The sequence below is a fragment of the Pseudomonas sp. Arb-4-2C genome, assembly GCF_055755015.1.
Genome location: NZ_CM146899.1, coordinates 163,329 through 179,387 on the forward strand (window position 1 = coordinate 163,329; position 16,059 = coordinate 179,387).

General features: G+C 59.4%; 11 protein-coding genes and 1 riboswitch. Of the genes, 9 read left to right on the top strand and 2 right to left on the bottom strand.

Features of this window, described 5'->3' with window-relative positions; translation table 11 throughout:
- The first annotated feature begins 109 nt into the window (after nt 1–109).
- From tssI to AC0J41_RS00710, 7 genes are read left to right on the top strand one after another with little or no spacing between them, the layout of a single operon-like run.
- On the top strand, nt 110–2,131 hold the full coding sequence (tssI, locus tag AC0J41_RS00680) for a type VI secretion system tip protein TssI/VgrG (RefSeq protein WP_473014295.1): 2,022 nt from the start codon (nt 110–112) through the stop codon (nt 2,129–2,131).
- The gene (locus AC0J41_RS00685; RefSeq protein WP_473014296.1) at nt 2,128–2,961 is read left to right on the top strand and encodes a DUF4123 domain-containing protein; all 834 of its coding nucleotides are present in this window, start codon (nt 2,128–2,130) and stop codon (nt 2,959–2,961) included. Before tssI ends, AC0J41_RS00685 begins: the two co-directional genes overlap by 4 nt.
- Nucleotides 2,958–6,230: a toxin VasX gene (locus AC0J41_RS00690; RefSeq protein WP_473014297.1), complete on the top strand. Its 3,273-nt coding sequence runs from the start codon at nt 2,958–2,960 to the stop codon at nt 6,228–6,230. The genes AC0J41_RS00685 and AC0J41_RS00690 overlap by 4 nt, the downstream gene beginning before the upstream one ends.
- Nucleotides 6,227–7,162, top strand: coding sequence for a DUF6708 domain-containing protein (locus AC0J41_RS00695; protein WP_473014298.1), 936 nt, complete (start codon nt 6,227–6,229; stop codon nt 7,160–7,162). The genes AC0J41_RS00690 and AC0J41_RS00695 overlap by 4 nt, the downstream gene beginning before the upstream one ends.
- Nucleotides 7,159–8,100, top strand: a complete 942-nt coding sequence (locus AC0J41_RS00700; RefSeq protein ID WP_473014299.1) for a hypothetical protein — start codon at nt 7,159–7,161, stop codon at nt 8,098–8,100. The genes AC0J41_RS00695 and AC0J41_RS00700 overlap by 4 nt, the downstream gene beginning before the upstream one ends.
- A complete protein-coding gene (locus tag AC0J41_RS00705) occupies nt 8,097–9,032 on the top strand; it encodes a hypothetical protein (RefSeq protein ID WP_473014300.1) in 936 nt (311 codons plus the stop codon). The genes AC0J41_RS00700 and AC0J41_RS00705 overlap by 4 nt, the downstream gene beginning before the upstream one ends.
- A gap of 7 nt (nt 9,033–9,039) precedes the next feature.
- Nucleotides 9,040–9,984, top strand: a complete 945-nt coding sequence (locus AC0J41_RS00710; protein ID WP_473014301.1) for a transposase — start codon at nt 9,040–9,042, stop codon at nt 9,982–9,984.
- Between the two features lie 45 nt (nt 9,985–10,029).
- On the opposite strand, the gene AC0J41_RS00715 is transcribed toward AC0J41_RS00710, so the two are convergent.
- Nucleotides 10,030–11,463, bottom strand: coding sequence for a TolC family outer membrane protein (locus AC0J41_RS00715; RefSeq protein ID WP_025110180.1), 1,434 nt, complete (start codon nt 11,461–11,463; stop codon nt 10,030–10,032).
- 206 nt (nt 11,464–11,669) lie between these two features.
- A riboswitch (TPP riboswitch) is annotated at nt 11,670–11,775 on the top strand.
- A 146-nt stretch (nt 11,776–11,921) separates the two neighbouring features.
- On the opposite strand from AC0J41_RS00715, the gene thiC reads away from it, so the two are divergent.
- Together thiC and cytX are read left to right on the top strand one after the other, a co-directional pair.
- Complete coding sequence (gene thiC / locus AC0J41_RS00720; protein WP_473014302.1) at nt 11,922–13,811, top strand: phosphomethylpyrimidine synthase ThiC; 1,890 nt, start codon at nt 11,922–11,924, stop codon at nt 13,809–13,811.
- 201 nt (nt 13,812–14,012) lie between these two features.
- On the top strand, nt 14,013–15,305 hold the full coding sequence (gene cytX / locus AC0J41_RS00725; protein ID WP_473014303.1) for a putative hydroxymethylpyrimidine transporter CytX: 1,293 nt from the start codon (nt 14,013–14,015) through the stop codon (nt 15,303–15,305).
- Here the strand turns inward: cytX and AC0J41_RS00730 are convergent.
- A complete protein-coding gene (locus AC0J41_RS00730; RefSeq protein ID WP_473014304.1) occupies nt 15,274–16,020 on the bottom strand; it encodes an RsiV family protein in 747 nt (248 codons plus the stop codon). The two genes, cytX and AC0J41_RS00730, sit on opposite strands and share 32 nt — an antisense overlap.
- Nucleotides 16,021–16,059 lie beyond the last annotated feature (39 nt).

The following is a 16,059-nucleotide window of genomic DNA, read 5'->3' on the forward strand; positions in this document are numbered from 1 at the left end:
TACATAGATTTTTTTTCCCCGTTGTTACCGTGCCCGCCAATACTCGCGAGCACGAACCACGGACGGTTTGGACATCGCGCTCTTTTCCTATTTGCTTAAGGATAAGCGTATGTTCCGGCCGGCCAATGCCGCGCATTTTGCGTTGCAGATTCCTGCAATCCGTCACGACTTTCAGGTGCTGGCCTTCAGTGGCACCGAAGCGATCAGTACCCTCTACGGCATCCGGGTCGAACTGGTCAGCGAGCACCCTGATTTCGATCTGGAGAGTGTGCTCGGCCAACCCGCGTTTCTGCAATTCGGCCATCGCGGCGAAGGCATTCACGGGCATATCGAAGACGTCCTGGTCGGCGAATCAGGCAAGCGCCTGACCCGCTATCACCTGACGCTGGTGCCAGCGCTGTATTACTTGCAGTTCAGCCGCGATCAACGAATTTTTCAGCGTCTGACCGTGCCGCAGATCATCGCGCAGGTGCTCAAGGGCCATGGCCTTCAGGCCGATGCGTTCAGCTTTCATGTCAGCACCAGCGCTGTTCGCGAATACTGTACGCAGTACGCCGAAAGTGACTACGAGTTCATCCAGAGGCTATGCGCCGAGGACGGCATCGCCTGGCATCATCAGCACTCGGCGGACGATCATTTGCTGGTGTTCACCGACGATCAGGTGTTCCTGCCCACACTCGGTGCCACGCCCTATCAACAGGACTCGGGTATGGTCGCGGAGCACCCGGTGGTCAGCCGCTTCAGTGTGCGCAAAAGCACGCGCACCAGCACCGTTACCCGCCGCGACTATGACCTCGAACGTCCGAGTCTACTGCTGGAAAGTAGATTCACCGCCGACTTCACCCCGGTGCTGGAGGACTACCGATACCCGCTGTTGATCGAAAACGAAAAGCGCGGCAAGCAACTGGCCCGGCAGGCACTTGAGCGCTATCGCAGCGACTATGAAATGGGCGAGGGGCAGAGCGATCAGTCGAGCTTGCGCTGCGGCCACCTGTTCGAACTGACCGAGCACCCGCGCAAAAGCGGCAATGACCTGTGGCTGTTGCTCAGCGTTTCTCACACTGGCCGACAGCCCCAGGTGCTTGAGGAATCGATTACCAGCGACGCGAAAGACACCGACGGTTTCACTCAGGGCTATCGCAACAGCTTCAGCGCGATTCCCGCCGAGGTGGTGTTTCGCCCGCCATTGCCAGCGCCTCGCCGGCCGCTGGTCAGCCAGACCGCACGCGTCACCGGGCCTGCCAACGAAGAAATCTACTGCGACGAATATGGCCGCGTGAAGTGTGAGCTGAGCTGGGACCGTGCTGAATTCAACAGCGAACGCAGCAGTTGCTGGACTCGTGTTGCATCGAGTTGGGCCGGTGAAAATTTCGGTTCGGTGACCATCCCGCGCATCGGCATGGAAGTCGTGGTGACCTTTCTCGAGGGCGACCCGGACCAGCCGCTGATCACCGGTTGCGTGGCCAACAAGGTCAAGTCTCCGCCTTACGCCTTGCCCGAGCACAACACCCGAACCGTGCTGCGCAGCCACAGTTCGCCGCACACTGGCGGCTACAACGAACTGATGATCGAAGACCGCGCCGGCCAGGAAAAAATCTACCTGCGCGCCGAACGTGATTTCGAACAACTGATCCTCAACGACAGCCGCAACCAGATCCGTCGCGACCGTTTCGAACAGGTCGACAACCACAGCACCAGCCTGATCAAGGCTGATGAACGGCACACCACTGACGGTACGCGCCACACGCTGATCGGCACCGATGACGTGCTGAGCGTCAGCGGCAACAGCAGCACCACGGCGCAAGGCACGCTGGTGATTCAGGCCGGCCCGCATGCGCGGCTCACCGCGAGCCAAGTGGTGATTGATGCCGGCACGAGCCTGACGCTGACGGCGGGTGGGCATCACCTCGTGATCAATGCGGCCGGGATATTCAGCAGTGTGGCCATCGTCGAGGGCGGTGCGCCGGTGGCGGGGGTGGCGGCGCAGACGGCGTTGTCGGCGGTGCCCGAAGATCCGCAGGCGCTGCTCGCGCTGTCGGTCACCGCGCAAATGGCTGCGTTGACTCAGGCGGCAGCGCAAGCCTCCTCAGTCTGTGCCGTGTGCGAAAAACTGTCACAGGTGAGCGCATGAGCCGGGCGTATATGTTGCTGGATCGAGTCCAGATCGAAAACCTTCCGGATCGCCTGTTCGAGCTGACGGGCGGCACGCCTGTTCACTCGCTTTATCAACGTACCGCCTACAGCGCTTTGGACAAGGCCGGCCCCGTGCTGATCGGTGTGCCCCCCGATAGCCCGTTGGCAACGGTTTTTTGCCAGGAGTGGAGCGCAACGGTGGGCATCTGGCTGGAGTCTGAGGCCGACGAAGACCAGGTGCTGGAACATCTGCGCAGCCTGATCCACGCGCGTGTCGACGGGGCTGCGACGGTTTTCTTCCGGTTCTACGACCCGCGAATTGCCGCGTTGTGGCTGAAGGATTTGCCCGCGCCTGAGCGTGATCGATTGATGGGGCCGGTACGGCTGATTCGTCTGCCGGATTTACAGATTCATCAGCAAACCGAGCACCCCGCGATCCCCTATGCGCATAAGCCCTGGCTGCTGCTGACAGCGGAACAACTCGATCAGCTGAACGCGGTCAAGCGCCAGTCTTTCTCCCGACAGTTGATCGCACACGGTCAACGCCATTTCGCCACATACCTCAACTCAATGGATTCGACTGCTTTGCAGCAATGGGCCATGGACTGTCAGGCCAGTGCTGCACGCCGGGGCTTCAGTGCCGTCGATGAAGTCCTGCTCTGGGCGCGCTTTTTCACGGTGCTGGGCACTGACTTTCCCGATGGGGCGGAGCACGGCGCCTACCGGCAATTGCTGGCCGAACCCCGGGTGTTGCCGCACCAGCGTCTGGACAACCTCAACAGCGCATTGACGCACCAATTGCTGACCGACAAGGACTTCGCCCGATGAGCGCCGAAAAACTGGCCATGGTCGACGAGGCCGCTCAGGCCGAACGCGAGGCCAAAGCCCAGCCAAGCGTAGATATCAACTGCACGGTGCATCCGTGTCCCGCCAGTCAGCCCGAACTGTTTGTGGTGCCGGTGCGCTATGCGCTGGCGCACGAAAAGGCTGAACACGCTTGTTGCGTTCCCGGTATTACACCGCAGAGCCGCCCGATAGCAGCACGTCGTTTGCGGGCGGGGTTTGTGTACCTCTGGCAGCATCAGGGGCCGCTCAAGCGTTTTGCCGTTTCGCCGCAGGGGCTGCTGCAAGAGCAGGCGCTGGACGCGGCGGCGGCTCCGGTGCCCGACGCCACACTCACAGGCCTGTCACTGCAAAAAGTCCACGACGCCTGGATGCTTTACAGCGAGTTCCCGTTGAACGCCGGGCATTGCCGAGTCCTGAGCGAGAGCAGCGCCAAACGCAGCCAGCACATGCGCCAGATCGCCTTGCGCACGGTGGCCGACGAATTGCTGGCCCCGCACTGTCCGCCACTGGAGAAGGCCGATGAGGTCATCGCCGAACTTCTCCCGGAGACCTTTGCCCGGTCAATGAAAGTCGACCAGCAAAAAAACGCCGAGGACACCGAAGCCCTCGGCGCGACGCTGTTAGAGGCCCCGACGCCGACCAACATCAAGGCCTACACAGACGCCATGCATCGCAACCGCGAGCGCCACAAGGTTCTTGCGCAATATCCCGACGCCAGCGACGAGCCACCGGGCGAGTGGAGCGCCGAGCCGTGGGACGGGCAGGGCACGCGCGATTGGCTGGAAAGCGCCAAAGCGCAAACCGAGGGCCTGTTCGCCGTTTTCGCCTGCCTGGACGATGATCTGGGCGTGTTACGCGACATCAACCACGAACAGGAATGGCTGGAAGCCGGCCACGAAAAATGGTTGGGCGAAAACAATCTGCGCCTGAGCATCGGCGGTTTCGTGCGCAGTCTGATCAGCGAAGATGGCGCCGAACTGGCCGGCAATCTCAGCTACCGCTACAAGGATCGCGACATCAGCCTCACGCCCGAACAGGGCCAGATCATGCTCGACACCCAGGATCGGCTGAACGAGGAACTCAGGGTTGAAACCCGGGATCGCCAATACGGCGGTCGGCCGACCGAGGCCGAAGCTGCCGTCCGTGACGGGCGAATCGCGGCCATTGTCGGCCCGGTGCGGGCGTTTATTCCGGCCGATCTGTACTACGAAGCGGAGGAAGTGGTCCGGCAATACCGCGCGGAAAAACACGCCAACCTCAACAATCACGCATTCAGCGCCAAGGTCGGCAAGTACATCGACCTCGACGCCATGAACACATGGTTCACCGACACCGCCGCCGGCCACTTCCAACAACTCGAACAACGCCACACGGCGTTGTTCGCCGACCGTGGCGTGTACCTGAAACGCTCGGCCAGCGGCACCTGGTTTGTCGATTACGACGACCTCGAAACCCGCCAATGGCTGACCGAACTCGCCACCGGCTGCCTGACCGCCCAATGCATTCGCGCCCAGGGCGCCGAGCAATACGCCGACTACGTGCGCGCCGCCGACGGTGGCGCACTCCGGCAACTGTTCAGCGCCTGGGCGCCGTCGATTGAGGCGGCAGTCAACAACGCCTCGCGCCTTGGTGAGTTGATGGCCGCCCTGTCCGCCGACAACCTCAGCGCCACCCATCAGGCCTTGGCGCCGCTGAGCGTGGTGGTGCTGGACGACATCGCAACCATGGCCCGCGAGGCCGACAGCCAATGGAATGTATTGGTCAATCGGCTGGGTGCGGCGTTGTTGTTGCTCAAGGGAGACAAGGGTTTCAGTGCATCGTGGATGAGTATTTTTATCGCTGCGAGGTTGGGCGGGGAGAGCCGCTTGCAGTTCGCAATCGAAGCCGGGCGACCCGTGTGGAAATTGCTGGGGCAACGGGCCGAGGCGTTGAGTGAATGGGTGAACAAGACGGGGAAAGCCATTGGGGTTGGGCGGGTGGAGCGGATTGTCAATTCGCCGGTGGTGGTCAACAGCGGGGGAGTGGTGCCGTTGGCGGCGTTGTTGGTCAACGTGGTGAATGTGCAGAACTATTTGAGCGAGGCCGGGGTGCTGGAGGGGATGGATGCCCGGCGGGTGAATGACACGGTGTCGGCGAGTTTGTATGGGGCGGCGGCGTTGGTGGCGGTGGTGGATAGTCAGGTGCGGATGGGGTTGGGGAAGGATCGGTTCTTTATTCGTTCATCTGCGGCGCCGGCGCTTACGTTGTTTGGTGGGGTGATTGGTGGGTTGTCAGCGGGTGCCGCATATCAGGAGTTTAGGTCCTTGCAAAAGCAACTCGAAAACTCCCAGAGTCAGATAGATCCCTGGCTGCAAATGCGCCAAGTTGCGGTAGGAGGACAAGTCGCTGCATTTAGTACCCAAGCATTACTGGGGGCTTCTTACACGATGAGAGCGTTGGCTGGTTCGATAACAGCCGAAGTCGCCATTTTGCGTTACACGCTGTACATGGGGCCGCTGAACTGGGTAATTGCTGGATTGGGCCTGTTGTATCTGACTGTCTGGATTTTTGAGAAAACGCCGCTGCAAAATTTCCTTAACAATTGCTGCTGGTCTAAAGCGCGGGCTATCGATCTGAACCCCATCGCGCCTAAAGTCCAGCACGACGAACTCGACCGTTTGTATCTCATCCTCTATACGCCTCGGGTCACCATGCAAAGCAGTGCCAGACCCGCGCCGGATGACGGCCGTACCGGCCTGGCTTACGTCAGTGCCATTGAGGCGCTGACCATCGACTTGCCGGGCGCCGAACCCGGCAGTGTCTACCTGGAACTGAGCATGGTCGGCGACCCGGTGGACACCCAGGGTTATCGGCATCTGATCAAGAACAGCCCGACCAGCAACTACAAACCACCCCGTCCGTGGCGTGACATGACGCCTCACTGGTTGTCCGGCAGCAGCTGTCAGTGGATACCGTTCAAGGAAGGCCAGGGCCTGCGTATAAGCGGCCCTTTCAAGGAGTTGAAAGACGTGCTGGGCACACCCCCCAGCACGCTGTCGCTAAGGTTGCGTTACCGCACGCCATTGACCGCGATACTCGGCGCCTGGAGCTTTATTGGCGGGGAGCGAGGTTTGGCTTTTACTTTAAACAACACCTCGGGCGTCATAGCGCTGAGAAACGACCCAACTCCCGAACTTGATCGTGTACCGAATTATCCGCTCGGCGAGGATCACCCCGGCGCGATTTATCTGCAACCCAAGGACAAGCGATGAGTACGCCACCGGCAGGCACAACGGAAAAAAGGATGTTTTCGCGCAATGATTACCTGGCGCCATTGCCCATTCCTACAGGTGAAAAGCCTTGTGATGTGCTCAACACCATCTGGCGCAAGAACGAGGTGTTTCTCGATATTGGTAACTACAGCATCGGCTCGGCGGTGATGGTGCTTTGGCCAATGGTGGTGTTGTTCGCTTTCATGGGTTACTTGTTCCGAAATGATCACGATGAAATGCATATTTTTGCAGTCATGACCACGTTCATCATTGGAGTTCCAACTTTCTTTTTAATACAGGGCCTCTTCCGCGAAGTCCCCTTACCCATACGCTTCAATCGCCAACGCCGAGAAGTCTGCGTCCCCCGCGACAACGGAGAGTACTGGATTGTCCCTTGGGAAACCGTGACAGCCGCCGCCACTCAGCAGTCATCAGTCAGTCAGGCCGGCAAAGCCACAATGGGTCTACTGGTCGTCGGTTTCGAAAACCCCGACCCGCACGCCACGGAAGACAACAAGCATTTTTCGCTGGGCTTCAACTGTGGCGGTGGCACCACGGCGATGGCTCTGTGGGAATGCATGCGCAGTTACATGGAAGTTGGGCCAGAGGCGGCTCCGGATGCCGCAGCGCTTAATTCAGGGGCCAACCTGCGTTACTACATCGATTACATGAAGGATAAAGCCAAAGAACGTGGCTGGTTTTTGACCCTGTTGTGGGAAGGTGTCTTTGGCGTATTCATCTTCAATGCTCCTCTCGCCACCTACCTGCAGAGGAAGAAGCTTTACCCGACACCCGATCTGCTCTACCCCGACATCATCGAATGGTCGAAACCAATCCCGCCTGAACAATGGGCCAAACGCTCTCCAGAGCTGGAAGCAGCCATCGTCAAACGCGAAACCGAATTGGCCGGACGAGTTGAGGCGCAGTCATGAGTACGCCACCGGCAGGCACAACGGAAAAAAGGATGTTTTCGCGCAATGACTATCTCGCGCCATTACCTATTCCCACCGGTAGAAAACCTTCTGATGTGCTCAATATCATCTGGCGCAAGAACGAGGTGTTTCTCGATATTGGTAACTACAGCATCGGTTCGGCGGTGATGGTGCTTTGGCCAATGGTGGTGTTGTTCGCTTTCATGGGGTATCTGTTTCGAAATGATCACGATGACATGCATATTTTTGCGGTCATGACGACGTTCATTATTGGCGTGCCAACTTTTTTCTTGATCCAAGGCCTCTTCCGCGAAGTCCCCTTACCCATACGCTTCAATCGCCAACGCCGCGAAGTCTGCGTCCCTCGTGAAAACGGTGAATATTGGATCGTCCCTTGGGAAACCGTGACAGCCGCCGCCACTCAACAGTCATCAGTCAGTCAGGCTGGCAAAGCCACAATGGGCCTACTGGTCATCGGTTTCGAAAACCCCGACCCGCACGCTTCGGACAACAACAAGCAATTTTCGCTGGGCTTCAACTGTGGCGGCGGCACTACGGCGATGGCTCTGTGGGAATGCATGCGCAGTTACATGGAGATCGGGCCAGATGCTGTCGAGGATCAAACCGCGCGTTTCGACAGGTCAAAAGGAATCTGGGCGACTTATCTGGACGATCTGATCAAAGCCGCGAAGTTGAGAGGCTGGTTCGTAACCGTTCTCTGGGAGGGGTTCTGCGGAATATTCATATTCAACACGCTGCTGATCGATGTGCTGGAGCGTTGGAAGTTGAACCCTCCGCCCGACTTGCCCTATCCCGACATCATCGAATGGTCAAAACCGCTCCCGCCTGAACAATGGGCCAAACGCTCTCCAGAACTAGAAGCAGCCATCGTCAAACGCGAAACCGAGTTGGCCGAACGAGTTGAGGCGCAGTCATGAGTACGCCACCGGCAGGCACAACGGAAAAAAGGATGTTTTCGCGTAATGACTATCTGGCGCCATTACCCATTCCCACAGGTGAAAAGCCATGTGATGTGCTCAACATCATCTGGCGCAAGAGCGAGGTGTTTCTCGATATTGGTAACTACAGCATCGGATCGGCCGTGATGGGGATGTGGCCGACGATGATGGTGTTTTTAGCTATTTCTTTTTTTACTCTAAATCTCGACCCTGATTACAGCCGAGATGTTTTGATCCTAGGGGCCGTTATATTGGGTGTCCCTACGCTGATTTTGATCCAAAGCCTCTTCCGCGAAGTCCCCTTACCCATACGCTTCAACCGCCAACGCCGCGAAGTCTGCGTCCCCCGCGACAACGGCGAGTACTGGATTGTCTCCTGGGAAACCGTGACGGAGGCCGCCACTCAACAGTCATCAGTCAGTCAGGCCGGCAAAGCCACAATGGGCCTTCTGGTCATTGGTTTCGAAAACCCCAACCCGCACGCTAAAGAAGACAACAAACACTTTTCACTAGGCTTTAACTGTGGCGGCGGCACTACAGCGATGGCGTTATGGGAATGCACGCGCAGTTACATGGAAATTGGACCTGAGGCTGTCCCCGAAAGTCGGGTGGGTATCGCACCTTACGAAGAAACCCAAATCGGATCGCTAATCGTCGACCTGCGTAAAGGGGAAATATTAAGCGTCCTGTGGGGAGTTTTCTGCATAACGTTTCTGGGCACCTATCTGGCGGAAAAGCTTCAGGACTGGAAGCTTTCCCATCCACCGGAATTGCCCCATCCCGACATCCTCGAATGGTCAAAACCACTCCCGCCGGAACACTGGGCCAAACGGTCGCCAGAACTGGAACTCGCCATCGCCCGGCGTGAGGCCGAACTTGCCGGGCAATCCTTGATCATGAATCGGTCCTGAGCCCGTTATGTCTCAACTTCCCGCTCTGCCCGTCCCAGGTCACGGCGATATGCCGGACTACGAGGTGTGTCTGCCGATGCATATGCGTGCCGACGCAAATCGGTTGATCCGCTATCTGCACCGGTTGCCGAGTCGGCGCTTGAAGTTTTGCCCATGGTGCAGCAACACCAATCTGACCTGCCGGGCTGGTTTGGCCCGCCGGCTACCGCATTACTACTGCGCTTCATGTCGCAGGAGCTGCAACAGTCTGAGCGATACGCCGTTCGCAAAACTGCACCGTATGGAGCTGTGGTCTACGTTTGCCCTGTACCTGCTGGCCGGTTGGTCCAGTGTCCAGATAGCGTCTCGTCTGGGAGTGAACCACAAGGTCTATTTCAGTTGGGGCAAGGCGATCCGCAAGGTGATGGCTGAAGAGTGTCCTGAGCTGCATCAGTGGTGGGCGGCAAGGCATTACCGGGAAAACCTGCAAGCGCCGGAGCATATTGCTGTGCAGCAGCAAGCGGTCATGGTCTGGATCGAAACGATGCTCAATGCTCCACACGCGATATGCCCCACGTGCAGAGGCAATCGAACCTATCGAATCAAAGGGATTCGCCCCAAGTTCAAATGTGACCCCTGTGTGACCTGCTTTTCCATTCTGTCCGGGACGCCATTGGAAGGGATGATCCGGCCTGACCTCTGGCTCGACTTCGTGAAAGGCGTGATGGATGGGCAAAGCATCCCGGATCTCAAACGCAGTTCCGGGCTGGGCATGGGGGCCAGTACACGCTGGCGGGGGCAGTTTTTGTTATTGATCGAAGCTTTGGGGCACGCTGAGTTACTGGGATGGATCACCTGGATGCGTAGTCGGCGAAATAATGAAGCAGTCAGTTTCGTGCGCCGCGGTGGTTATCTGGACAAGGCGCAGCGCTCCATCTATCCGCAAGGGAAGCGCAAGGGCGGATTTGTTTGACAAAGAACAGTCAAATAAAAACCCGCATCTCTGCGGGTTTTTGAGTCAGGGCCGCGCCTTGAGCTGCGCTTCCGCTGCCTGGGCCAGGTCCGGCGGCAGGAAGTCCTTGTCCGGGTTGTAGTCGGCTTTCAGATAGCGCGTCAGGTCCTGCAAGTCACCCGGGTTCAGCGTTCCCGCCGCCTGCTTCAGACGCAGGTTGTCGAGAATGTAGTCGTAGCGGGTGTTGTTGTAGTTGCGCACCGAGGTGTACAGCTGGCGCTGGGCGTCGAGCACATCGACGATGTTGCGCGTACCGACCTGATAGCCGATTTCCGTGGCTTCCACCGCGCTTTGGTTGGAGATGATCGACTGGCGGCGCGCCTGCACCTGCTCGACATCGGTGTTGACCGCACGGTGCAGATTGCGGGTGTTTTCCACCACTTGCCGGCGCAGGGATTCGCGCTGTTGCTCGCTCTGATCCAGTTGCGCATACGACTGACGCACTTGCGAACTGGTCAGTCCGCCGCTGTAGATCGGAATGCTCAGTTGCAGGGCCAGCGTGCGTTGTTCGACGTTGCCACCGTACGGGGTACCGAATGCATTCGGGTTGGCGAAGCCGAGGGCATCGTTGTCGCCCTTTTCGTATTTGGCCACGGCGTCGAGGGTCGGCAAGTGGCCGGCCTTGCGCTGCTTCAGGGTCTGTTCGGCGGAGCTGACCGCATAGTTGCTCGCCAGCAGATTGAGGTTCTGTTTCGCGGCGGTGTCGACCCAGGCCTTGGCATCATTCGGCGTTGGCGGCAGGATCGGCAGAGTGTGCACGATGCCCTGAATCGAGTTGTACTGACGGTTGGTCAGGGTGATCAGCGCTTCGAAGGCATCGTCGACCTGACGCTGGGCAACGATCCGGTTGGCGCGTGCGGTGTCATAACTGGCTTGCGATTGCAGCACGTCGGTCTTGTCCGACAGGCCCACGTCGAAGCGTTCGTTGGATTGGTCGAGCTGACGTTTGAATGCAGCCTCTTCGGCCTTGGTCGAGGCCAGGTTGTCCTGGCTGCGCAGCACGTTGAAGTAGTCTTGCGCCGATTGCAGGATCAGGTTCTGTTCGGTGGCCGACAGTTGCAGCGCGGCTTGTTCGTTGACGTCCTTGGCGGCCTGGTACTGGAACCAGCGATCAGCACGGAACAATGGCTGGGCCAGGGTCGCCTGATAGGAATGCGCGCTGCGATTGGCAATGGCTGAAGGCTGGTCGATCGAGGTGCGCACATCCGCGACTTCAGCGCCGCCGGAGAGGTTGGGCAGCAGCCCGGCACGGGCCTGTGGCACGACCTCTTTCTGTGCACCGTACTGGGCGCGGGCGGCGGCCAGATCGGCGTTGTTGTCGACGGCTTCCTGATAGACGCTGACCAGATCGGTCTTGGTCGACAAGGGCGCTTCTGCTGCCCAGGCCATTGCGGTGGACGCACAAGACACGGCAACAGCCAGTGAAAGTTTGCGCAGCATGAGGCGATCCCTAGCATTAATATTATGAAAATAATCTGCGCGCCAAGGCTACGGCGCGTCCCGTTTAGCGTCAAGGCGTTACAGGGCAAAGCGAGTGTAGTTGCGCATTCGCACCGCAACAATCCACCCGACCTGTGTATTTGCGCCATTCATCATGGTGTTTGCTGCGGTGTTGGCGTTCTTTGCCGGTTGTGTCTAGACTGGCCGGGTTCTTGTCGGGGTGCCTTGCTATGAGGCTGAGATCGAATAATTTCGGATCCCGTTGAACCTGATCAGGTTAGCGCCTGCGTAGGGAACAAGATTTCTCGTCACCCGGCGAGTCCTCTTGTGCTTCGTCCGGGATATTGTTCGACAATCGAACGCTCGACGACGATGCACAGCACCAGTCCTGGTGCGTCCGTGCCTTTCAGGTTCTGCTCCGACAATCCACTGCCTGGATGCTGTCTGGAGAGCCCGTGATGACGACAAAATCAAAAAACGCGATCAACCTGAGTGACTCGGCCAAGGTCAACGAGCAATCGGTCAAGCCGTTCACCCGTTCGCAAAAAGTCTACGTTCAGGGCTCGCGCCCGGACATCCGCGTGCCGATGCGCGAAATCACCCTGGATGTGACCCCGACCGACTTCGGCGGCGAAATCAACGCGCCGGTCACCGTCTACGATACCTCCGGCCCGTACACCGATCCGAACGTGGTCATCGATGTGCGCAAAGGGCTGGGCGATGTGCGTTCGGCGTGGATCGACGACCGTGGCGACACCGAGCGTCTGCCAGGCCTGAGTTCGAACTTCGGCCAGCAACGCCTTGCCGACGCCGAACTGACCAAGCTGCGTTTCGCCCACGTCAACAACCCGCGCCGCGCCAAGGCCGGGGCCAACGTCAGCCAGATGCACTACGCGCGCCAAGGCATCATTACCGCCGAGATGGAATACGTCGCCATCCGCGAAAACATGAAGCTGCAAGAGGCCCGCGCTGCCGGCCTGTTGAACCAGCAACACGCCGGCCACAGTTTTGGCGCAAGCATCCCGAAAGAAATCACCGCTGAATTCGTCCGTGAAGAAATCGCCCGCGGCCGCGCGATCATCCCGGCCAACATCAACCACGTCGAATTGGAACCGATGATCATCGGCCGTAACTTCCTGGTGAAGATCAACGGCAACATCGGCAACAGCGCCCTGGGTTCTTCGATCGAAGAAGAAGTGGCAAAACTGACCTGGGGCATTCGCTGGGGTTCGGACACCGTGATGGACTTGTCCACCGGCAAACACATTCACGAAACCCGCGAGTGGATCATCCGCAACTCGCCGGTGCCGATCGGTACTGTGCCGATCTATCAGGCGCTGGAGAAGGTCAACGGCGTGGCTGAAGACCTGACCTGGGAGCTGTTCCGCGACACGCTGATCGAGCAGGCCGAGCAGGGCGTCGACTACTTCACCATCCACGCCGGCGTCCTGCTGCGTTACGTGCCACTGACCGCCAAACGCGTGACCGGCATCGTCTCCCGTGGCGGCTCGATCATGGCCAAGTGGTGCCTGGCGCACCACAAAGAGAACTTCCTCTACACCCACTTCGATGAAATCTGCGAAATCATGAAGGCCTACGACGTCAGCTTCTCGCTGGGCGATGGCCTGCGTCCGGGCTCGATTGCCGACGCCAACGACGAAGCGCAGTTCGGCGAACTGGAAACCCTCGGCGAGCTGACCAAGATCGCCTGGAAGCACGACGTGCAGTGCATGATCGAAGGCCCGGGCCACGTGCCGATGCAGTTGATCAAAGAGAACATGGACAAGCAGCTGGAGTGCTGCGACGAGGCGCCGTTCTACACCCTCGGCCCGCTGACCACCGACATTGCGCCGGGCTATGACCACATCACCTCGGGTATCGGTGCGGCGATGATCGGCTGGTTCGGTTGCGCGATGCTTTGCTACGTGACGCCGAAGGAGCACTTGGGCCTGCCGAACAAGGATGACGTGAAGACCGGGATCATTACTTACAAGATCGCTGCGCACGCTGCTGACCTTGCCAAGGGCCATCCGGGTGCGCAGATTCGCGACAACGCCTTGAGCAAGGCGCGGTTCGAATTCCGTTGGGAAGACCAGTTCAACCTTGGTCTGGACCCGGACACTGCGCGTTCGTATCACGATGAAACCCTGCCGAAGGACTCGGCCAAGGTCGCGCACTTCTGTTCGATGTGCGGGCCGAAATTCTGCTCGATGAAGATCACTCAGGAAGTCCGCGAATACGCGGCCAACCAGCGGATCGACGCGGTCGACGTGAACGTCGCCCAAGGCCTGGCGGAACAGGCCGAGCGGTTCAAGAAGGAAGGCAGTCAGCTGTACAAGAAGGTTTGATCTGACCTGAAGTCTGCGGTGTCTGTGCTGGCCTCTTCGCGAGCAAGCCCGCTCCCACACTGGATCTCCTGTGAACACAAACTTTGTGAACAACTGGATTCAAATGTGGGAGCGGGCTTGCTCCGGGCGGCGATCCGACGAAGGCGGCAGAACAGGCGCCAAAGATCTCAATGACAAAAATATTCCTCCGAGATAACACCCTTGAGCATTCAACCCGGCACCTATTCCCCCGACCTCGCCGTACCCGCCGACAAGCGTGTGTTCGGCGGTCGCGATCTGTTTTCCCTGTGGTTTTCCCTTGGCATCGGCCTGATGGTTCTGCAGACCGGTGCGTTGCTCGCCCCCGGTCTTGGTCTGTCCGGTTCGTTGCTGGCGATTTTTCTCGGCACGCTGGTGGGCGTTCTGCTGTTGGCCGCCGTTGGCGTGATTGGCAGCGATACCGGCCTGTCATCGATGGCGGCCCTCAAGTTGAGCCTGGGCAGCAAAGGCGCGAGCCTGCCGGCGCTGCTCAACCTGCTGCAACTGATCGGTTGGGGCTCATTCGAAATCATCGTCATGCGCGATGCGGCCAGTCTGCTCGGCACCCGTGCGTTCAGCGAAGGTTCGCTGTGGGCCAGTCCGATGCTGTGGACCTTGTGCTTCGGTGCATTGGCGACCTTGCTCGCGGTCAGCGGGCCGCTGACGTTCGTGCGCAAGATCCTGCGCAAATGGGGCATCTGGCTGATTCTGGCCGCGTGCATCTGGCTGACCTGGAACCTGTTCGTCAAGGCCGATCTGGCGGCACTGTGGGCGCGTACGGGTGACGGTTCGATGCCGTTCGCCGTGGGTTTTGACATTGCCATCGCGATGCCGCTGTCGTGGTTGCCGCTGATCGCTGACTACTCGCGGTTCGGCAAGCGCGCGAAGAACGTCTTCGGTGGCACCGCCATCGGTTTCTTCATCGGCAACTTCTGGCTGATGAGCCTCGGCGTGGCCTACACCCTGGCGTTCGCGCCGAGCGGTGAAGTCAACGCGCTGCTGTTGGCCCTGGCCGGTGCCGGCCTGGGGATTCCGCTGTTGCTGATTCTCTTGGACGAATCGGAAAACGCCTTCGCCGACATTCACTCGGCGGCGGTATCCAGCGGGATTCTGTTGCGCTTGAAAGTCGAACATCTGGCGCTGGCGATCGGTGTGCTCTGCACCCTGATCGCGCTGTTGGCGCCACTGGCGCAGTACCAGAACTTCCTGCTGTTGATCGGCTCGGTGTTCGCGCCGCTGTTCGGCGTGGTGCTGGTGGATCACTTCATCCTGCGCAAGCGCAGCGCGCAGGTAGCGTCAGCCGCCTTGCGCTGGCCGGCGCTGTTGGCGTGGCTGGGCGGGATCAGTACCTACCACTTGCTGGCCAATCTGTATCCGGATGTCGGCGCAACCCTGCCGGCACTGGTGCTGGCAGGGCTGTTGCAACTGGTGCTGGGGCGGGCGTTCAGTTACGGCCCGGAAACAGCTCGGGTTTGACGATGCCGTTCAGGCGCGGGTAAGGAATCTTCAGTTCGACGTGGCCCAGCGCGTAAGGCGCGATGGTGCTCACGTCGTACTTGAGGATCACGCCACCGTAGGTCAGCGCCACGTTCGGGGTTTTCACGAACGGCCAGTTCTTCACGAACTCGGCTTCCTGATCAAGCTTGGTGCTGATCAGCCAACTGTTGTGTGCCACTTGCGCGGCTTTCCAGAACGCCTCTTCCTGACCCGGCAGCAACATGTCCGACAGGTTCAGCACTTTTTGCTGCTGGCGCGAGTAGTTGATGAAACCGCGCCCCGGGGTGCCATGTGCGCCGCCGGTGTCGAAGTAGCTCGACAGCTCGATAATCACCAAGCCGTCATGCTGCTCGCGTACCTTGGCCTGCAGATAGCTGCTGTTGCGCGGGCCGGCCGTTTGCAGGAACTGCTCACGATAGGCCGCCAGCGTCGGTGCCACCGGCGCGTTCGCCTCGGTGCGGGTCATTTGCAGCAGGCGCTTTTCGATGATGCCGTCCAGCGCAGGTTCGCCCGCGAAGTGCACGGTATCGATATTCACCAGCGGACAGTCAGGGTTGGAGCAGCCGGGTTTCAGGGTTTCCGACGCGTCGCGGGTGGTTTCCAGCGGCGTGCGGTAGTTGGGCTGGAACAGGTTGGCGCAGGCGCCCAGGGTCAGGGCGATGGCGGCCACGGAGGCAATTTTGAAAAGCGACATGGGCGTCCTTTCTGAAACAGGGGAAGGCAAAAAGTATCC